This is a genomic window from Occallatibacter sp. (genome assembly GCF_036502485.1).
Lineage (GTDB): Bacteria > Acidobacteriota > Terriglobia > Terriglobales > Acidobacteriaceae > Telmatobacter.
In genome coordinates this window covers 36,288-54,956 of sequence record NZ_DASXYM010000078.1, presented here as the reverse complement: position 1 = coordinate 54,956, position 18,669 = coordinate 36,288, and the positions used below count along the sequence as shown (strand labels likewise).

The following is an 18,669-nucleotide window of genomic DNA, read 5'->3' as shown; positions in this document are numbered from 1 at the left end:
GGAGTCTACGGCAGCGCGGCGATGGCGATGGCCCGGGTTGGGTCGGTTCCGGTCGCGAGGGTGGTGCCGGCCACGAGCTTGCCGGGGGTGGTGCTGTCGAAGGTGTACGTGCTCAGGTCGGGGCTGCCGCCGGAGTTCACGGCCAAAAGATAAGTCCCCGTATTCTCTTCAGCCAGGCCAACCGTGCCGGGTCCCGCCGCAATGGTGTTGATGATGGCGCCCAGGGTGTATACCCCCGCAGTGGAGACCAGGGGATAGCCGGTGATGTTTCCGTTACCGCTGCCGCTCACCGCCTTGTTGGCTACATAAACGTAGTTTGTCAGCGGCACGATGGCTGACGGGCCGGTGCCGGCGGTCGGGTAAGGTGAGCCGGAGACCTCAGTGAGCTTGGTGCTGCCAATATTGAAGACGCGCAGGCCCCCGGTCTGAGTGCCGGTCACGGCAACGGTCTCGCCCACATAGAGCAGCCGATTGGTGGGATCGACGGCAACTGCCGTGGCTCCGCCGGTGGTCTTGGCCACTGCGATATTGCTCAGCGTGCCGAAGGGGTTTCCTGTGGATCCGGCGCTGAAGGGGATCACCTCGGTGCCGCCCGCGCCCATGGCGATGAAGACATAGGGGCTGCTGGAGTTGGCGGGCGAGACGGCGATTCCATTGAGATTGGTGTTGGGCAGGTTCGCGGTGTAGGGATTGCCGGAATTGCGCGTCGTGTCGAGGAGGCCAGTGGAGGCGGAGACGGGAATGGCGCGCAGAAGGCCGCTGCCTCCGATGGACTCGATAAGCCACGTGCCGGTGCCGTCTACCGCCATGGCAGTGGGCAGATCGCCACTGATGGCGCCGGAGTTGTTGAGCAGGGTGAGCCCGCCGCCGGAAGCGATGCTGTAGACGAACACGCCGCCGCCGGTGCTGACGTAGAGGAATCCACCGCCCGGTGCGAGAGCCACGGAGTACGGGATCGCCCCGAGAGTCGCCGTGCCGCTGGCGACGGCCGTGGGCGTGATGGCGCCGGAAGCGAAGGCGAAGCCAACCACCTGCTGCGTGCCCTGGTTGAGGACGTAGAACGTCCCGCTGGCGGACCCGCCGCCTCCGCCGCTGCTGGAGGACTTGTCCCAGAAGCCACTGCAACCAGTGAGTAGTACCACGAGTGCCAGGGCCAGCTGCGCCCAACGAAAGCCTTTCATCGCTGCTCCTTTGCCCGATGCGGAACCCCGGAGTGGGAAATCGGTCCGCATAAGCATCCCCCAGGGAACACTCAGGGTACCGCCCGCGGGCGAGGATTGTCTCGCATGCGAGCGTTGTGGGGGTTCACTCCTTTGGACGCAGAAGAGGCGTGCTTCGCTCGCCACCAGCACCTGCGGGCGCCTGCGGTCCGGCCAACTGCGAGCTTGGCTCGCCGCCAGCACCTGCTTGGGCCGACTGGCTGCGGGTGGGTTTGCGGTTTTCCCAGGTCTCAGAATCGAGACCTGGGAATCCCGGATTCGTGGGGAGCGATCCGGCGGCGGAGCGAGTCAAGCCAGGGCGGGTCAAGCCAGGCTGGTCAAGCCAGGCTGGTCAAGCCAGGGCGGGTTCGGCGGCGGGCTGGCCCGCTGAGGCCTGCGCTTGGACGGCGTCCAGAACGGTGCCGATCGCGTGGATGACGGCGGCCACGCGCACCGCGGCCAGCACGAGTTCTTCGCTGGCGCCCTTGTCGCGTACGACCTTTTCATGCGCGCCGACGCATTTGCCGCAGGCGTTGATGGCGGAGACGGCCAGCGACCAGAGCTCGAAGTCCACCTCCTCCACGCCGTGGCCGCGCAGGCCGTTCATGCGCAGGCGCGCCGGCATGGTGGCGTACTTCTCATTGGGCGTGAGGTGGTGAAAGCGGTAGAACACGTTGTTCATGCTCATGATGGCCGCAGCGGTTTGGGCTGCTTCGAGAGCCTGCGCGCTCAGGTGTGCCGGGGCCGCCTCAAGCACGGCCGCGGTGAGGGGGGCGCTGCGCGTGGCGATGGCTGAGGCCACAACCGTTCCCCAGAACTGCTGCGCAGTCAGCTCAGAGTTGTTGCGGACCAGCGACGAGTAGTTCAGCTTGAGGTCTTTGGCATGGGCAGGAAGGCTATCGATGAGGGCGTCAAGGGGCATGGGACTCTCCGGGTCGGTGGCTGATTGCAAAGTTAGGGAGTGACAAACTTGCAAGGTTACAGAGTGGAAGAAGTTGCAAGGTGAACCGCTCGCATCGAGCGAGAAGCGATCCGGGAAAACCCGCGGCGCGCTCCAGCCACTCTGCACCCTGCCCACTTTTGCCACTCTGTAACCCTGTCACTCGCTCGCCGCTATCCGTGCAGGGTTTCCTCGCCCTTCTGCCAGTTGCAGGGGCAGAGCTCGTCCGTCTGCAGGGCGTCGAGGACGCGCAGGACTTCCTGGGGGTTGCGGCCCACGGAAAGATCCGTGACGTAAACGAAGCGGATCACGTTGTCGGGATCGACGATAAAGGTGGCGCGCTGAGCCACACCGGCCTTTAGATCAAGGATGCCGAGCTGTTCGGTGAGATCGCGCTTGATGTCCGAAAGCATGGGGTAGGGCAGGTCGCGGAGGTCGGCGTGGTTTTCGCGCCAGGCGCGGTGCACGTACTCGGAGTCAATGGAGGCGCCGAGAAGCTGAGTGTCGCGATCCTGGAACTCCTGGTTGATTTTGCCGAACGCCGCGATCTCGGTGGGGCAGACGAAGGTGAAGTCCTTGGGCCAGAAGAAGTAAACCTTCCACTTGTCGGCGTAGGTTTCGTCGGTGATGGTCTTGAAGGCCTTGTCTTCGTCTTTTTCAATCCCGACAACGGCGCGGAGCGAGAACGAAGGGAACTTTTCTCCAACGGTAAGCATGAATAACTCCTTGAAAAAAGGTGATGTGTGACTCAGGTGGAAGCGGGCGCGAACGGGCTGCCCCGCGGCGATTTCAAATGAATGAAGCCGGTTTTTAAAAAGCCAGTGAGTAAAACATGGGTCGTTTAAGAGATGCGCCAGCCGGCCCGAAGTTGCGGGGCGCGGGCCGGCTCATTGCTAGGGCCAGCGGTGCAGGCGCGCTGGCCCGTGCGGTAGACTGCGGGGCATGATCAGTCAGATTGCGCCCGTGCTGTTCACCAGGGACATTCCGCGGACGGTGAAGTACTACGCGGAAAAGTTGGGGTTTAAGTGCCTGGGGTTGTGGCCCGGCGATGAGGACCCCTCGTACGCGATTGTGGCGCGGGATGGGCGGGCGATTCACTTTCGTTGCGCCGCGCCGCCGGCTGCGCAGGCAGACAAGTACGAAGAAGAGCTGCTGGACGCGTACCTGTTTGTGGAAGACGCCGACGCCCTCTTTGCGGAGTACGCGGGCAAGGGCGTGGAGTTTGCGCGCGGGCTGGGCGATATGCCGTGGCGATGCCGCGAATTTGTGGTGAAGGATTGCGACGGAAGGCTGCTCGCGTTCGGGGCAAATATCTGAGGCGGCGAGAGCTGGTTCAGCGGCCAGCAGCCATGCGGGCCTGCCAGACGAGGCGGGCGGCGACAAGGTCTTCGATCGCCATGCCAACCGACTTGTAAAGGATGCGGCCCCCGGTCGGGACCCTCTGCGCATGCGCCAGAATCTCGCCGATTTCCGCCTGAACCCGGGAGCCTGAGAGGACGATGTCGCCGGATTCGCGTTCGGCGGCCTGGCGGGATTCGGCAACGATTGTGCTCGTGTGGAGGGTTTCGTCGTCGAGTTCGCGAACCGTTGGCCCCACTGCGCCCACCGAGATCACCAGGGCATCGGGGTTGAGCCAGCGGCCCATCAGGACGGGCGTGGGTGAAGCCGTCGCGACCAGAACCACGTCGGCCGAGGCGGCTTCCTCGATGCTGGTCGCGCGCGGACCGAATTGGAAGGGGTGCCCCAGGTCTCGATTCTCAGACCTGGGAAGAGATGCCTCCTCAGCCAAGCGCCGTGCGTTCTCCGCGGTGCGGGACCAGATGCGGACGTCTGCCAGGCTTGGCCGGACGAGGCGGAAAGCGGCGAGATGCGACCGGGCCTGCACGCCGGAGCCGAGAATGCCGAGGCTCGTGACGTGGGGGCTGGCGAGAGCGTCGAGGGCGACGGCGGAGACGGCGGCGGTGCGCATTTCGGTGATGAGCCGGCCGTTCATGAGGGCGATGGGCTCTCCTGTGGTGCGGCTCAGCAGCTCGATGACGGCCATGTGCGTGGGTAGGTTTCGCTCCGGGCCAAGCTCCGCGTTGCCAGGGAAGAAGGTGACGGTTTTAACCGCCATCACGTCCTGGTAGACGACGGGCATGGTCGCGAACCAGCCGTTGTTCGGACCTTCGGTATGGTTGGAGCGCAGAATGAGCCGCGGCGGCTGGTCGACCCCGCCTGCGGAGAAATCGATGAGAGCCTGCCGGAGCGCCGGAATAAGGGGTTCATAAGTGAGAAGGGAGCGGATCTCGGGCTCAGCGATGTACATGTGAAATCAGGGTACACGGGAAAGACGCCGGATTACGGCGTTCGCCAATTTCTTAGGGACTTGCAAGAAAAGGTTAAGGTGCTAGTTTAGGTTTTAATGCTCGGTAGCGGCACTGTCGAAGGCCAGGGGTCGCCCAAGCGGGATCTTGGTGCGAGGGAGCGTGGCGCCAGCAATCGAGGTGAAGTGATGCATTTAAGTTTGCCGCGTATCGGTCTTAAAAATAAGATACTTATCTATCTAATTCGGCCGATTCCCGGAGGTCTTGCCGCGGCGGAAGCGGTCGTCTACCGGCTTACGGCCCTTGAAGCCGGATTCCACGGTGTGCCAATGCTCTATGGACTGCTCGCCGAGTCGCCAGCAGAGCAGGACAACCTCGTCTTCCAGCTTGAAGGGAAAGTCGAGCAGTCCGGAGTCGAGGTCTTTGATCTGGACGCCGATGGAGTCGATTTCCGAGAGCATTTCGCGGACGCGCTCCAGGTGGACGTCCATTTCAGCGCGCTGGCGGACCACCGAGCCAACATCGACCTTCATGCCCCCGGAGAGATAGATGCGACGGCTGAGCTCGCTGAGCTTTTCCTCCACCTGCTCGGCATCCTGCTTGCCCGCCAGCGCGCGCTTGAGCAGGGACTCAACAACAGGGAGCAGGGACTGAGCTTCGTCGAGGGTGAAAGTCTTCATGGCTGTATCTAGGATAAGGGAAATTGAGGGGAGAGGGACAGAGGGCGGAGCAATGAGGGGGCGTGCAGGTAACCGGTTGAACCGGTGGATAAGTGAACAAGTGACCGGGTGCTACTCGTCGTCGGAGAGGGGCTCGGTGAATTTGAGTTCGTTGCCGAAGTCGTCCTTGATGCGGAAGTCGCGGTTGCCCCAGGGCTTGCGCGATCGGTTTTGTCACGCAAAGCCCGCTTATCTGTCGATCGAGGCTGCGGCAATTCCTGAGTGCAATGACTTCCGGGAAACAGCGGCTCAGGAATTGCCTTCAGCCTCTAATCTCCAGCATGCGATCCAGCGCCACGCGTGCCCAGTGCTTGACATTGCGGCGGACCTTGATCTGGTTGACCACACGGCCTTCGACCAGGTTTTCGAGCGCCCAGGCCAGGTGCTGCGGGCTGATGCGATACATGGTGGTGCAGAGACAGCCGGTGTCGTCGAGCGTGATGATCTTCTTGCCCTTATCCGCGAAACGCTTGGCCAGGCGGTTGATCAGGTGGATCTCGGTTCCTATGGCAAACATGCTGCCTTCCGGGGCGTCTTCGACGAGCTGGATCAGGCGCTCCGTGGAGCCCAGGGCGTCGGCCTTCTGGCAAACCTCCCAGCGGCACTCGGGGTGGACAATCACCTGGATGCCTGGGTACTTGGCGCGGACCTGGTCGACGTGGCTGGGCAGGAAGCGCTGGTGGACGGAGCAGTGCCCCTTCCAGAGAAGGACGCGGCTGGCTTCGAGCGCCTGCTTCGTCTGGCCGCCCTGCATGGCGCCAAGCTGGACAGCCCACGGATCCCAGACCACCATCTGGTCGAGCGGGATGCCCATCCCGTAGCCGGTATTGCGGCCGAGGTGCTGGTCAGGGAGGAAGAGAATTCTTTTGCCGCTTTTTTGAGACTGTCCGAAGGCCCATTCGAAGGCCTGCCGGGCGTTTGAGGAGGTGCAGACCAGGCCGCCGCGTTCGCCGCAGAAAGCCTTGATGGCGGCCGTCGAGTTCATATAGGTCAGCGGGATCAGGTCTTCCGTCAGGCCAAGCTTTTCGAGGGCTTCCCAGCAGGCTTCCACCTGGGAGATTTCGGCCATGTCCGCCATGGAGCAGCCGGCGTTCAGATCGGGCAGAATTACTTCCTGGCCGCCCTTGCCGAGCACGTCAGCGCTTTCCGCCATGAAGTGCACGCCGCAGAAAAGGATGTACTTTGCGTCCGTTTCGGCGGCGGCCTTTGAAAGCTTGTAGCTGTCGCCGGTAAAGTCGGCAAAGCGGATGACCTCATCGCGCTGGTAGTGGTGGCCGAGGATCACGGTGCTGGCGCCCAGCTTGCGGCGGGCCGCCGCAATGCGCGCGTCCATGGTGTGATCGGGCAGCGCCAGGTAATTGTCGAGACTGCAGGCGGATTCCGCCGCCTGGATTTCGTCGAGTACGAGAGTCAAGTTGTTCCGCCTTCAGTCCTTTCATGGCTTGCGCCGTTCGGGACGGGGTTGTTGAAAGCTAATCGGCTGCAGTGGAGGCACATGCCCCGGCAATATTCAGCTCGGGCCCCCTCCACGGGGTTGTTGCAGCTTTCCAAATAGTTGACGCGCCTGAGGGTGTGACAGATTCATGAATCGCAACACCCTGAGATCGCGGCTATTTGTTCATATTGTAATGCGGTTGTAATGGAGATCACAACTGCAGGAAACAGGAAGCGGGGAACAGGGACAAAGGACAAAGGGACACAGCGGCAAAGGCGACGAGCTAAAAAGCCACAGAGTTGCAAAGTCGGAAAGTGACGAAGGGGTACGGGGAGGTTGGTGTGAACGAGTTGGAGCAGATTCTGGTGGGGGACGGGTATGCGGCGGCGCCTGACCACATTTTGGAGGGCCTGGCCGAGGACTTGGTGCATCGTAAGCCCGAGGGAGCGCCCCACTCCATCTATGAGGAGCTGTGGCATGTGGCGTTCTGGCAGCAGGTGACGCTGGACTGGATTCGCGGCGTGGAGACGCCGTTCCCGGTCAGCCCGTCCGACGGCTTTCCAACGGTTCTGGACATGGAGCGGGAGAGCTGGGCGCAGCTGTGCGGAAGGTTCTTCAATGGGGCGCAGCAGGGCGCCGCGGCGGCTCGGGATGAGAACTGGCTGGCGCGCAGGGTGCGGTGCCCGTCGCGGCCGGGAAAGCCGGTGCGCACCATGACCGTGCTGGAGCAGGTGGAGAACATGGCCGCGCATAACGCCTACCATCTGGGGCGCATCGTGCTGCTGCGGCAGTTGCTGGGTGCGTGGCCGCCGCGGTCCGGGGGATTCAGCTGGTAGAAGGCACGCAGGGACTGAGGCACAGAGTGACAAATGACAGAGTGGCCCTTCTGATCCCTGACCACTGACCCCTGACCACTGATCCCTGACCACGGGTTCCACGTGACCCGCGGCACTCGTCTTCCGCGGCGGATTGTTCGGGTGTGTTGCGGGCAGGTATCATGATCCTTCATGGGTGCACCTCCGCCAATTCAACTCTCCACCATCAGCATGTACGACTCCATATTCCTTATGCTGCTGGCTCTGGTGGTCTTCGGGCCGCGGCGTCTGCCGCAGATCGGCCGTCAGATCGGCAAGCTGATGTACGAATTCCGCAAGGCTTCCAACGATTTCAAATTCCAGATGGAAGAAGAGCTGCGAATGTCGGAAGACGCCGACCGGCGCAAGAAGGAAGAGGAGGAGCGGGCGCGGCAGATGGCTCTGAATCCGCCCGCAGCCACGCAAACCGTCGAGGCGCAGGCAGACATCGGCGCCGTCGAGGAGCAAGCCTCGGTTTCGGCTCCTCCCGCTCTGGAGCAAACCACTGCTTCGCCGTATCCGGGCGAGGAGACGTATCCGCCTTCCGTGACGGAGCCAGCCGCCACAGAGGCAGCTTCTGCACAGCCGGAGCCAAAGACCTATCCGCGCATCAGCCCCCCTGCGACCGGCGAACAGGTGGCGGCGTCGCGCTATGCGACCAATGGGAGCGCGCCTGAACCAGCACCGGTGATGGCTCCCCTCCAGGAAGTCGCGACGGAGAGCATTGCGGCCGAGGCCAATATCGGCGCGGAACCGGCGCCGGTCTCTGACGCCACCACCCAGCCCAAGGGAACGGAGACAGTAAGCCAGCATGGTTGACGCCGCGGACGCAATCGACAGGGCCCGGGCCGCGGTGAGCGAGCGCGTAGATCTCCCCGGCATGAGCCTGATGGAGCATCTGGACGAATTGCGCCGGCGGGTGATCCAGTCGGCCGTTTTCCTGGTTTTGGGAATGATTCTGGCGTGGGTCTTCCGCGACCGCCTGCTGACCTTTCTGCAGGAGCCGCTGTTGAAGATTGGCAAGACCCTCGTCTTTACCCACCCCATGGACGCGCTGAACCTGAACCTGCAGGTCTCTTTGCTGGCCGGGGCCATCGTGGCCAGCCCGTTCATTCTTTACCAGGTGTGGTTGTTCATAGCGCCAGGGCTCTATCACAACGAGCGGCGCTTTGTGATTCCATTCATGCTGGCGACGGTGGGCCTGTTTCTGACCGGCGCGGCGTTCGGATACTTCTTTGTGCTGCCGGGTGCAATCAAAATCCTGGTACTGGGGTTCGGGCACAACTTCACGTCGATGATCACGATTGAGGACTACAGCAGCTTTTTCCTCTCCATCATCCTGGGGTTGGGGGTGAGCTTCGAGCTGCCCATTCTGATTTTCTTTCTGGCCATGTTCGGGATTGTGAGCCCGCGCTTCCTGTGGAAGAACATCCGTTACGCCATCCTGGCGGTGTTCATTGTGGCGGCGGTCATCTGTCCCAGTCCGGATCCGTGGACGATGTGCGTTTACGCGATCCCGATGCTGAGCTTGTATGTGCTCGGCATCGGCGTGGCCTGGTGGGTGCACCCATCGCGGCGCAAGGCCAAGGCGGCAAAGGCAGGTTAGAGGATTAGTCGGAACCGGTTGTAATCGCGGCACGACGTCAGTCGGGCCACTCAATAGCTCATGGTTGAAGCGCTTGAGCTTTAGCCCCTGCTCCAGCCGGCAGCCTCAAACCAGCTCTGGTGAGCTGTTTCCCGCTGCGGTCGAAGCAGGGCCGCAGCCTTACAAAGTGAGAGCTTGATGCGACTCGCAACGTGGATTGCCGCACTGGTTGTCTTCGCGCCTTTGACGGCTTTGGCGCAGCATTTCGACGGGGCCAAAGCATACGAATATACGCGGGAGTTCGCCGCGATAGGCCCGCGCTGGGTCACCGGCCAGGGGCACACCAAGGCCGAGAACCTGCTCCGCGCGCGCTTCCAGCATGACCCCGTGGAAGAAGACACCTTCATGGCCGATACCCCGATCGGGCCGGTGAATCTGCGCAACTTCATCGTGCGCTACCCCGGCAAGAAGCAGGGCGTCATTGTGCTGGCCACTCATTACGAGACCAATTACCCGCTGCGCAATATCAACTTCGTGGGCGCCAACGATGGGGCCGCCACCACCGGCCTGCTGATGGCCATTGGCGACAAGCTGCGGGCGCAGACGGCGGGCGGCAGACAGTTGGATGGCTACTCGGTGTGGCTGGTGTTTTTCGATGGGGAAGAGGCGTTCCAGTCGTGGTCGCAGTCGGACTCGACCTATGGGAGCCGGCACCTGGCGGCGAAGTGGGGACGCGACGGCACTCTCGGCAAAATCAAGGCGTTCATCTTGACCGACATGATCGGCGACAAGGACCTGGACATTCAGCGGGAGTCGAACTCGACCGCGTGGCTGGTGGACCTGGTGAAGCAGTCGGCGCACAAGTTTGGCTATGACCGCTATTTCTTCCAGAACGAGGAGCCAGTGGAAGACGATCATCTGCCGTTTGTGAAGCGCGGCGTGCCGTCCATCGACATCATCGATCTGGACTACGGACCCAACAACAGCTATCACCACACCGCGCAGGACACGCTGGATAAAGTGAGCGCCAGAAGCCTCACGATTGATGGCGATGTGATTCTGGAAACGATCCGGCTGCTGGATCAGAAGTAGAGACGGCTGTCAGCTCTCGGCCCTGACCTTGTATGTCAACTACACGGCGTCTTCGGCAGGCAGAAACCCACTGGATTCAGCCCAGATTTCGCATTCGATGGAATCGTTAGCTGACGGCTGAAAAACTGTCAGCCGCCCCTCACGGCGTGACTTCGGCCGGACTCACGTCCGTGCCCGTCTTCGTAAAGGTGAAGCGCAGGTCCCAGGTGCTGGCAGCGGGCTGGCCGTGAATCCTCGCCGGGCGGAAGCGCCATTTGCGCGCCGCATCGAGTGCCTGATTGGCGAAGTACCGGCTGCGGCCGTCAGAGACGATAGCAGCATTCATCACCGCGCCCGAGTGGTCCACCGTAAGCTTGATCTTCACTTCAACCTTGCCGCGGATGCCGCGGGCGGCGTGAGCGGGAATCTCCGGAATAACGCGCTGCGCCACCTGGCCTTTGACCGTGGGGCCGGAGGGTTGCGGGAGAGGCTTGATGGGCTTGTCGGCAGGGCCGGCCGATGCCGCGGATGTTTGATCGGGGGCGGGCGCCAGGGTCTTCTTGCCGTGACGCGAGTAGGCGACGAGGCCGACGATGAGCAGGAAAAGTAGTGCAGCCGCGCCGGCAAGAATCGGGATGGGCAGGCGCAGGCGGGGCTCATCGTCTTCATCCTCAAGAGCGCGGAAGGATTTGCGCAGACGCGGCTCCTCGAGCCCAGCCTGATCGGATGCCTCGGGCGCGGTCTCGTCGAAGAGCGGAAGCTGTTCGGTGATGCTGGCGGCGGGAATTGCCGGGGTGACGCGCGGCTGTTCGACGGCGGCGGCCGCTCCATGGGAAAGAATTTGCCTGATGTCCGCGAGAGTGCAGCGCTGCGTGGGTTCGATGCGCAGGCAGCCGCGGGCAATCTCGGCGAGAGGCTGCGGCACCGTGACGGGCACCAGCGGATCGCGTCCGGAGCTGCGAATCCAGGTGGGCGCGTGCTGCGTGAGTGCTTCAATGATGAGGATGCCGAGAGACCAGATGTCTGCATCGGGCGTCAGCGGACCGTCATCGGTTTCAGGCGCGTCGTAGATCCGCGGGCGCTCGTCGCCCGCGGGCGACGAGCCCGCCGGCTGCAGGCTGTAGGTCGAGAGCTTTAGCCGATCGCCGATCACCAGGACGTTCGCCGGCTCGATGCTGCCGTGGACCAGGTCCTGCGCGTGCAGATGAGCCATTGCGTCGAGAATAGGCGGAAGCATCTCGCCGACTTCTTCCGCGGTAAGGGCGCGTTCAGGAAGGATCTGGCCGAGTGCTTCTTCGGGGAGTTCCGTGACAATGTAGATGATGGGCGAATCGTCAATGTGCGCGCGGGCGGCTTCAAACGCGTGCAGCAGATGCGGGTGGTTCAGCGCGGCCGCGGTTTGCCAGTTGTGCAGCAGGGTGGCGGCATTCTCCTCTTCTCCTGATGCGACGAGGAGGGCAGCCGGTGTTCCGTCGGGCAACTCGGTGCGGAAGATATCGCCCATGCTGGTGGCGCCCAGCCATTCCTGCAGGGGGAGCCTGTCGTCGATCCGCTGCCCTACCCAACTAGTTTTTAGTACCGCCGTATGCGTAGCCACAGGGCGATTGTAAGGGAGTTTGAGGCCCCCCGAGACATGAGGCGAAACTAGTTAGACAACAGGACCGACGGACAAAGTCACAGAGTTACCGAAGGACAACGGACCAGCAAAGCCTGTCGCGCCCGGCGGAACAGGCTGCCATGCTGCGGCTGTTGGTTTGTCGCGTCGAAACTCCCGCCCCTGATCTTGTAGCATCCTGACATGATTGGTGGCGCGGCGTGGAGTTGGTGGATCGGCTTTCACATAGCTGTGGTGGTGCTGCTTGTGGCAGACACGTTCCTGCCCCTGCATGGCGACGATCGCCGCTCCCACATCCTGAGCTGGATCTGGACCGGATGCCTGGTGCTGATGGCCATGGGCTTCGCCGGGTGGATCGCGATGAAAGAGGGCCACGCCACGGCACTGCAGTTTGTGGCGGGCTACACCATCGAGATGTCGCTCAGCGTCGACAACCTGTTCGTGTTCCTGGTGATCTTTCAGGGATTCCACGTTAGGACCGAGCAGCAGCACAAGGCCCTGGCGTGGGGCGTGGGCGGAGCCATCGTGCTGCGGGCGATCTTCATTGCGCTGGGCGTGACGCTGATCCATCGTTTTGAGTGGATCACCTATGTGTTCGGCGCGATGCTGCTGTGGGCCGGCTGGCGGCTGATGAGCCAGAGTTCGACGCACGACGTGCTGCCGCGGTTCTTGCGCAGGATGCACCCCGCGGAGGGATCGCTGCTGCCCGTGATTCTGGCTGTCGAGGCGACCGATGTGATGTTCGCGCTCGATTCCATTCCGGCGGTTCTGGCTGTCTCGCGCGATCCCTTCGTGGTGTACACGTCGAACATCGCGGCCATTCTGGGATTGCGGTCGCTGTACTTTGCGATCTCGTCTCTGCTCGACCGGCTGCGCTATCTGCACTACGGACTGGGGGCGCTGCTGGGGTTTGTAGGACTGAAGATGATTCTGGCGCCATGGTTCGACATCTCCATTGTGGCCTCTCTCGGCGTGATTGGCGGCATCCTGACCGTGTGCGCAATCGCCTCTGTGATCGCGAACAAGGTGGAGAACAAACGCAGGCAGCGAGACGCGGGGCAGGAATCCAGTCAGTGACGGGTGACGCCGGCCGCGAGTCCCGCCGGTGCTATCCTCGAAGAGAACCCAGCTGTGAATGCGCGTCCCCCCATCGTTTCTTCTGTCGCCCGACGACTTTCTCTGCTTGCCATTCCCTGCGCATTGCTGAGCGTTGTGGCGACCCTGCCGGGCTGCAGCAAGATGCATGTGCAGAAGCAGGAGACGGTCTGGGTGGTGTCGCGGCAGACCTATCTGCATGACCGCGTGGCGGCCGTTTCGAACCGCGTGGGGCAGGTGGCCAACGGGGAAAAGCTCGAGGTGCTGGAGCACGGGCGGCGCTTCCTGAAGGTAAAAACTCCCAAAAACGAAATTGGGTGGATCGAGCAGCACGCGGTCATCGACCAGGACGATCACGATCAGTTCGCAAAACTTGCCGAGCAGCACAAGAACGATCCGGTGGTGGCCACCGCGGTCCTGCGCGATGACGTGTACCTGCACGGCGCGCCTGGACGCGACACGCAGCGATTCTTCCTCCTGCCGGGGAATGCCAAGGTGCAGATGCTGGTGCGCGCCTCCGTGCAGAAGCTTCCTCCCGGGGCTAAGCGGCCGGCGGCTTCGACCGCCAACAAGCCGGCAGAGACGGGTCCGCCGCAGCCCGAGGAACAAAAAGGGGCGACAGGCCCGCAACCCCCTGCGTCAGCGGGAACCGCCAGGCCTGTGCCGCCAAAGCCGCCGGCCGCCTCCAGTGCAACCGCAATGCCGGAGATGCCGGTGGTGATGGAAGACTGGTGGCTCGTGAAGGATGAGCAGGGGCAGTTCGGCTGGGTGCTGGCCAGGCGCATGGACGTGGACGTGCCGGACACGGTGGCCCAGTATGCCGAAGGCCAGCGGATTGTGGGCGCGTATGTCCTGACCACCGTCCATGACGAGAATGCCGACACCCCCAATCACGACGTGCCGGAGTACGTCATGCTGCTCGAGCAGCCGAAGGCAGGCCTGCCGTATGACTTCGACCAGGTGCGGGTGTTCACTTGGAGCCGTAATCATCATCGCTACGAGACGGCCTTCCGCCTGCGCCCTGTTGAAGGCTTTCTGCCGGTGAACATCACCCGGATTCCGGGGCCAACGAAGGATGGCGCGATGGTGCCGGCCTTCGGGATCAAGATTGCGGCCAATCAGGACCTGGCCATTGACGCGCAAACGGGAATCACTCGCCCGGCCAACACGCGAACCATCAATTTCGTGATGCTGGACACGGTGGTGAAGCGCGTGGGGCCGGATCTGGCGCCGATCACGGCGATGCGCTCCGCGGAAGAAAAAAAGGCAGCCAAGGCGAAAGCCAAAAAACCGAAGAGATAGCGGCGCCGGTAACGCCAGGTTGTCAGCGTATGCGGACGCCGTCCGATACCGTGACTTCAGATCCCTCCGCCAGAAAAGCGGAATCCGGCGCGCGCCGAAGCACCTCGGCAAACGTTTGTCCGTACACGCTGGCGGCATCGCCCGTGAATCTGGACCCGGCAGCATCCCGCACCCGCCATTGCGGATGCTGAACCTGGTACTCGAGGCAGCCGCCGTCCTTTTGTGCGGCATAGCCCCAGTAGTGCTCGGTGATGAACTCGCTGAGAGATCCTTCGCGAGGCAGATATCCTTCTCCCTCGGTTTCAATGTGCATGGCACAGGCTGCCTTCCCCCGTCCCCAGGAGTATTCCGCCGCAAACGGGTTTCCGTGCACATCAAGATGCAGACGATGGGACATGGGCACGCACAGATACTTTTCGTTGAACGCGAATCGCGCCACGGCGGCGACCGCGAATTTGGGCACCAGCTCGCGGATGAACACCACGCCTCTGCGCTCTCCGCGCCGAACATAGAAGCGCAGGTTAGCCTCCTCGAAAGACTGGTGGAACGGGACCGCGAATCCGCGGAGGCGGGTGCGATTGAATTCGAATCCGATCACGCTCAGGTAGGTCTTGCCGCCGAACGAGTCCAGCAGAGTTCCCGCAGGAACCAGGGGAGCGAGCATCGCCGGATCGACGACGTAGTTCAGCATGACAAGGTTCTTCCACTCCGCGCTGAGGAACATGCCGCCCATATTTCAGCTCCTGCCGTTCAACCTCTTCGTTTCAGTTCCCGTTCCACAACCCGCCGCATTTCGCCTTCGGGCGGCGTTTTGCCGGTCCAGATTTCGAACTGGCGAGCACCTTGCTGAATAAACATTTCGAGGCCGCTGATCGTGGCGATGCCGCGGGATTTGGCGAGCTTGAGCAGCGGCGTTTCCAGCGGGTTGTAAACCATGTCGAAGACCAGATCGGCGTTGAGCTCGTCTTCGGCGATGGGCAGCGGTTCCTTCGCGTCCTTCATGCCGCAGGGTGTGGAGTTGATGATTGCGTCAAAGTGCTGCCTGGCGAATTGCGCGTGTTTCAGGGCCTTGGCCTTGGCCGCACGGGCCAGGGCGACCCCGTTCTCGTGCGTGCGGTTGACGATAAAGACCTCGGCGCCTTGATCGACGAGCCCGAAGACGGCGGCACGGGCAGCTCCCCCGGCGCCGAGAACGGCAATGCGCGCGCCTTTGAGCTTCATGCGGCGCTCCAGCGGGCGGACGACTCCAGCCACATCCGTGTTGTAGCCATACAGCTTCAGGTCTCCGCCCACGCGCAGGGTATTGCAGGCGCCGATGCGCTGGACCAGCCGATCCATGCCGGCGGCCTGCCCGGCGAGATGCGGCAACACTTCCTGCTTGAGCGGCATGGTGACCGCGGCACCGCTCATGGGCAGCTCGAGCATCAGGGCGAGCAGGTCCTGGACCGTGCGGGTTTTGAGCGGCAGCAGGACGGCGTTGACGCCTTCGCGGTGGAAGGCTGTGTTGTGCATGAGCGGCGAGAGCGAGTGCGCGATGGGATTGCCGGCGACGCCGAAGATGCGTGTGTCTCGGTTGAGCTTATGCGCGCGGTAGAGCGTGCGCATGGCTTTCGCAGTGACCTGGCCGGGTGCGGTCGCGGCGCCGTCTTCGAGCGAGGCGAAGGTGAAGGCAGAGCCCGCGCGCGGGCCGAGCACGCGGCTGACAAGCCCTTCTTCGCCCATGGCGATGCCAAGAATACGGGCGGATGCCGAACGGTCTTCAACGAGGCGCAGGATAGCCAGATTGTCGGAGAGAGCCTGCGCCGTCGAGACCACTTTGATGAGATCGGGTGCGAACGCAGCGATGCGGTCAGCAGCGCGGTCCACTCCGCGAGTCCGCGAAAAATCATGAAAGCTGATGAGGAACTGGACCCCCGCTTTGTGGAGGTCGGCGCGGAACTTTTCGAACTGGACGGGCGCGGCCTCTTCAGCGGATTCGACTTCGAGGTCGACGATGTTGCACCCCGCGCGGGCGGCCCTGAGCAGGATCGACAGCTCTTCATCCACCGAGCCTGCAAAACCGCCGGTGTTGGCAGTGCGGCGGCACGTGGCGATCGCGGTGATGTTTTCATTCGCGATCAGGAATTTTTTGAGTTGAGCCAGCGCCGCGGCGGGAGAGGGAAGCGAGTCCAGCCGGAACTCGAGGAAGCGCGTCTCTTTCAGCGCGAGGCAGGCGCGCGAGAGCATCTCCGCCGGGCTGGCGGCCTGTATGGCGATGCAGATTTTGGGCAAGCGTGGTGGCATGGGCAGTTGGGGTGATTATCGCAAACCACCTGCTGTGTCCGAGCGCGACTGCGCCGGACACCGCGACTATCGTCACAGGCTTTTACGCGCGCAAGGCAGACGTGGTTCCCCGGAAAAAGGCGCGGGACGACAAAGCAAAACGACATCGCGACCTGGGCGCCCGAGCGTGTGCTCTCGCGCCGTTCCGCCGGACCACGGGTCTGGTATGGCAACCTAGAAGGGTTGGAGGTTTGCCGTTCTATGTCGCTCGATCCGATGGCCATTGTGCATATTTGTGACGAACTTCACGTGTGGGAAGCGGGGGGCGCCGCATCGCCCGAAAAGCTGACCGCCTGGGTGGACGCGCGGCTGAAGACCCATCAGGCCGCGCTCGAGGCGCTGCTAGCCATCGATCATCCGCGCACCCCGGAGAACACGCTCCGCCTCTATGACGCGGCGCTGGAACAGTTGAGCCTTGCAGGCGCGCAGGCCGGCATTCTCAATTCCGTTGCAGCCGATAAGGCCGTGCGCGACCAGGCGCAGATGGAGGCGCAGCGCGTAGGGCAGGCCGGCAGCGCGCTGAGCCTGAACCGCGGCGTGTATGACGCACTGGCGGCAATGAATATCGACTACTGCAGCGCGGCGACAAAGCACTACGTGGAGCGCACGCTGCTCGGTTATCGCCTGTCCGGCGTCGACAAGGACGAGCCTGCACGGGCCCGCTTGCAGGCGCTGCACGAGCAGGCGACCCGGCTCGCGCTCGAGTTCAGCCGCAATATCCAGGAGGGCGGCAAAAGTATTACGGCGACCGCGGATGAGCTCGTCGGGCTGCCCCAGGATTATCTCGAACGGCATCCCGCCAATGCGGAAGGGATGATCACCATAACGACCGATCAGCCCGACATGCAGCCGGTGATGACGTTTGCCGCGAGCCCGGCGCTCCGCGAACGCATGTTCCTCGCCTACCACACCAGAGCCTATCCGCAGAACAAGACGGTGCTCGAACAACTGCTTGCAACCAGGCAGGAGATTGCCGGCACACTGGGATTCCGGAGCTGGGCCGATCTTGCGACTGCGGACCAGATGATGGGCTCGGCCGCGAATGTGCGGGAGTTTCTGCACAAGCTCGATGACGCCAGCCGTGATGGGGCGCTCCGCGAGCACCAGATGATTATGGACTTCGTGCGCAAGCACCAGCCGGGGCTGCAGGAGATCGACATCACCAGCCGCGGCTACTGGTATGAGCAGTTCCGGCGCGCGGCGTTCGATTTCGATTCGCAGTCGGTGCGGCCCTTCTTCCCATACAAGCAGGTTGAAGCTGGCATCCTGGATACCGCGGCGCGGCTCTTCAAGGTGGAGTTCAGGCCCTCGGATGTGCCCGCTTGGCATCCGGCCGTGAGTGTGTTTGAGGTGTTTGAAGAAGGCAAGCGCGTAGGACGGTTCTACCTCGACATGCATCCCCGCGAGGGCAAGGACAAGTGGTTTTCCGCGGCGCCTGTGGTCACCGGCGTGAAGGGTCGCTACCTGCCGGAGGCGGCGCTGATCTGCAACTTCCCCGGAGGCGAAGCCGGCGATCCGGGCCTGATGCAGTACAACGACGTGGTCACGTTCTTCCACGAGTTCGGCCATCTCATGCACGCCATTCTGGGCGGCCACACGGAGTGGGCCGGATTGTCAGGCTTTTCGACCGAAGGCGATTTTGTCGAAGTGCCGTCGCAGATGCTCGAGGAGTTTTTCCGCGACGAGAAGCTGCTGCAGTCGTTTGGGAAACACTATCAGACGGGCGAGGTGCTGCCCTCGGGCATCATCCACAACATGAAGGCGGCTAGCTCCTTCGGCCGCGCGGATGGCATGCGCCAGCAGATTTACTACACGACCATCTCGCTCGACCTGCACGATCAGGACGCCTCGAAGGTGGATCTCGACCGCATGGTGAGCGGCCTCTACAAGCAACTGATGCCATGGACGTGGCTCGAAGGCAATCGCATGTATGCGAGCTTCGGCCATCTCACCGGCTACTCATCGAACTACTACACCTACGCCTTCGACAAGGTCATTGCCCTCGACTTCTTCGCTCAATTCGATCCGCAGAATCTGATCGATGGGGAGACCGGCGGGCGCTACCGCAAGGCTGTGCTCGAGCAGGGCGGATCGAAACCGGGGCGTCAGATGGTGCGCGACTTCCTGGGGCGCGATGAGGAGTTCGCAGCCATCGCGCGCTGGCTGAACGAAGAGTTTGAAGAGCAGGTCACGGTAGTGAACTGAGTTACAAAGTTACTGAGTTAG

17 protein-coding genes are annotated in these 18,669 nt (G+C 62.7%); 8 read left to right on the top strand and 9 right to left on the bottom strand.

Translation table 11 applies throughout. The annotated features are described in order from the left end of the window. Positions 1-5: 5 nt before the first annotated feature. The 3 genes from VGL22_RS11455 to VGL22_RS11445 all read right to left on the bottom strand — a co-directional run bounded on the left by VGL22_RS11455 (position 6) and on the right by VGL22_RS11445 (position 2,855). Entirely contained in the window at positions 6-1,181 is a 1,176-nt protein-coding gene (locus VGL22_RS11455) for a lactonase family protein (protein WP_465267058.1), read from the bottom strand. Between the two features lie 370 nt (positions 1,182-1,551). Beyond that, positions 1,552-2,121, bottom strand: coding sequence for an alkylhydroperoxidase, AhpD family (gene ahpD, locus VGL22_RS11450; protein ID WP_465267057.1), 570 nt, complete (start codon positions 2,119-2,121; stop codon positions 1,552-1,554). A gap of 191 nt (positions 2,122-2,312) precedes the next feature. Then, positions 2,313-2,855, bottom strand: coding sequence for a peroxiredoxin (locus tag VGL22_RS11445; RefSeq protein ID WP_465267056.1), 543 nt, complete (start codon positions 2,853-2,855; stop codon positions 2,313-2,315). A 226-nt stretch (positions 2,856-3,081) separates the two neighbouring features. Between VGL22_RS11445 and VGL22_RS11440 the strand changes: the two genes are divergently transcribed. After that, the gene (locus VGL22_RS11440; RefSeq protein ID WP_465267055.1) at positions 3,082-3,456 is read left to right on the top strand and encodes a VOC family protein; all 375 of its coding nucleotides are present in this window, start codon (positions 3,082-3,084) and stop codon (positions 3,454-3,456) included. Positions 3,457-3,472: 16 nt separating this feature from the next. Here VGL22_RS11440 and VGL22_RS11435 read toward each other — a convergent pair whose 3' ends face one another. The 3 genes from VGL22_RS11435 to nadA form a co-directional block, all read right to left on the bottom strand. Then, positions 3,473-4,447 carry an ornithine cyclodeaminase family protein gene (locus tag VGL22_RS11435; RefSeq protein ID WP_465267054.1) on the bottom strand — a complete coding sequence of 325 codons (975 nt, stop codon included), beginning with the start codon at positions 4,445-4,447 and terminating at the stop codon, positions 3,473-3,475. Positions 4,448-4,684: 237 nt separating this feature from the next. Beyond that, positions 4,685-5,125, bottom strand: coding sequence for a DUF2203 domain-containing protein (locus tag VGL22_RS11430; protein WP_465267053.1), 441 nt, complete (start codon positions 5,123-5,125; stop codon positions 4,685-4,687). A gap of 301 nt (positions 5,126-5,426) precedes the next feature. Next, positions 5,427-6,578, bottom strand: a complete 1,152-nt coding sequence (gene nadA, locus VGL22_RS11425; RefSeq protein WP_465267052.1) for a quinolinate synthase NadA — start codon at positions 6,576-6,578, stop codon at positions 5,427-5,429. 362 nt (positions 6,579-6,940) lie between these two features. On the opposite strand from nadA, the gene VGL22_RS11420 reads away from it, so the two are divergent. From VGL22_RS11420 to VGL22_RS11405, 4 genes are all read left to right on the top strand, one after another. Beyond that, positions 6,941-7,435, top strand: coding sequence for a DinB family protein (locus tag VGL22_RS11420; protein ID WP_465267051.1), 495 nt, complete (start codon positions 6,941-6,943; stop codon positions 7,433-7,435). Positions 7,436-7,606: 171 nt separating this feature from the next. Next, complete coding sequence (locus VGL22_RS11415) at positions 7,607-8,272, top strand: twin-arginine translocase TatA/TatE family subunit (protein ID WP_465267050.1); 666 nt, start codon at positions 7,607-7,609, stop codon at positions 8,270-8,272. Further along, a complete protein-coding gene (tatC, locus tag VGL22_RS11410) occupies positions 8,265-9,059 on the top strand; it encodes a twin-arginine translocase subunit TatC (RefSeq protein ID WP_465267049.1) in 795 nt (264 codons plus the stop codon). The genes VGL22_RS11415 and tatC overlap by 8 nt, the downstream gene beginning before the upstream one ends. Positions 9,060-9,236: 177 nt before the next feature. Further along, a complete protein-coding gene (locus VGL22_RS11405) occupies positions 9,237-10,130 on the top strand; it encodes a M28 family peptidase (protein WP_465267048.1) in 894 nt (297 codons plus the stop codon). A 139-nt stretch (positions 10,131-10,269) separates the two neighbouring features. Here VGL22_RS11405 and VGL22_RS11400 read toward each other — a convergent pair whose 3' ends face one another. Beyond that, positions 10,270-11,706, bottom strand: coding sequence for a TonB family protein (locus VGL22_RS11400; protein WP_465267047.1), 1,437 nt, complete (start codon positions 11,704-11,706; stop codon positions 10,270-10,272). Positions 11,707-11,907: 201 nt separating this feature from the next. Here VGL22_RS11400 and VGL22_RS11395 point away from each other — a divergent pair, with 201 nt between their 5' ends. Together VGL22_RS11395 and VGL22_RS11390 are read left to right on the top strand one after the other, a co-directional pair. Next, entirely contained in the window at positions 11,908-12,801 is an 894-nt protein-coding gene (locus VGL22_RS11395; RefSeq protein WP_465267046.1) for a TerC family protein, read from the top strand. Between the two features lie 135 nt (positions 12,802-12,936). Further along, positions 12,937-14,121, top strand: a complete 1,185-nt coding sequence (locus VGL22_RS11390) for an SH3 domain-containing protein (RefSeq protein WP_465267045.1) — start codon at positions 12,937-12,939, stop codon at positions 14,119-14,121. Positions 14,122-14,143: 22 nt separating this feature from the next. Here VGL22_RS11390 and VGL22_RS11385 read toward each other — a convergent pair whose 3' ends face one another. Both VGL22_RS11385 and aroE read right to left on the bottom strand, forming a co-directional pair. After that, positions 14,144-14,854, bottom strand: a complete 711-nt coding sequence (locus VGL22_RS11385; RefSeq protein WP_465267044.1) for a YqjF family protein — start codon at positions 14,852-14,854, stop codon at positions 14,144-14,146. Positions 14,855-14,871: 17 nt separating this feature from the next. Continuing rightward, on the bottom strand, positions 14,872-16,404 hold the full coding sequence (gene aroE, locus VGL22_RS11380) for a shikimate dehydrogenase (RefSeq protein WP_465267043.1): 1,533 nt from the start codon (positions 16,402-16,404) through the stop codon (positions 14,872-14,874). A 240-nt stretch (positions 16,405-16,644) separates the two neighbouring features. Between aroE and VGL22_RS11375 the strand changes: the two genes are divergently transcribed. Further along, entirely contained in the window at positions 16,645-18,648 is a 2,004-nt protein-coding gene (locus VGL22_RS11375) for a M3 family metallopeptidase (protein ID WP_465267042.1), read from the top strand. The last annotated feature ends 21 nt before the right edge of the window (positions 18,649-18,669 follow it).

What these genes read in the sequence shown, in the direction of transcription:
- VGL22_RS11455 (WP_465267058.1), bottom strand. Translation starts at nt 1,181, where the DNA reads ATGAAAGGCTTTCGTTGGGCGCAGCTGGCCCTGGCACTCGTGGTACTA.
- ahpD (WP_465267057.1), bottom strand. Translation starts at nt 2,121, where the DNA reads ATGCCCCTTGACGCCCTCATCGATAGCCTTCCTGCCCATGCCAAAGAC.
- VGL22_RS11445 (WP_465267056.1), bottom strand. Translation starts at nt 2,855, where the DNA reads ATGCTTACCGTTGGAGAAAAGTTCCCTTCGTTCTCGCTCCGCGCCGTT.
- VGL22_RS11440 (WP_465267055.1), top strand. Translation starts at nt 3,082, where the DNA reads ATGATCAGTCAGATTGCGCCCGTGCTGTTCACCAGGGACATTCCGCGG.
- VGL22_RS11435 (WP_465267054.1), bottom strand. Translation starts at nt 4,447, where the DNA reads ATGTACATCGCTGAGCCCGAGATCCGCTCCCTTCTCACTTATGAACCC.
- VGL22_RS11430 (WP_465267053.1), bottom strand. Translation starts at nt 5,125, where the DNA reads ATGAAGACTTTCACCCTCGACGAAGCTCAGTCCCTGCTCCCTGTTGTT.
- VGL22_RS11415 (WP_465267050.1), top strand. Translation starts at nt 7,607, where the DNA reads ATGGGTGCACCTCCGCCAATTCAACTCTCCACCATCAGCATGTACGAC.
- tatC (WP_465267049.1), top strand. Translation starts at nt 8,265, where the DNA reads ATGGTTGACGCCGCGGACGCAATCGACAGGGCCCGGGCCGCGGTGAGC.
- VGL22_RS11405 (WP_465267048.1), top strand. Translation starts at nt 9,237, where the DNA reads ATGCGACTCGCAACGTGGATTGCCGCACTGGTTGTCTTCGCGCCTTTG.
- VGL22_RS11395 (WP_465267046.1), top strand. Translation starts at nt 11,908, where the DNA reads ATGATTGGTGGCGCGGCGTGGAGTTGGTGGATCGGCTTTCACATAGCT.
- VGL22_RS11385 (WP_465267044.1), bottom strand. Translation starts at nt 14,854, where the DNA reads ATGGGCGGCATGTTCCTCAGCGCGGAGTGGAAGAACCTTGTCATGCTG.
- aroE (WP_465267043.1), bottom strand. Translation starts at nt 16,404, where the DNA reads ATGCCACCACGCTTGCCCAAAATCTGCATCGCCATACAGGCCGCCAGC.
- VGL22_RS11375 (WP_465267042.1), top strand. Translation starts at nt 16,645, where the DNA reads ATGTCGCTCGATCCGATGGCCATTGTGCATATTTGTGACGAACTTCAC.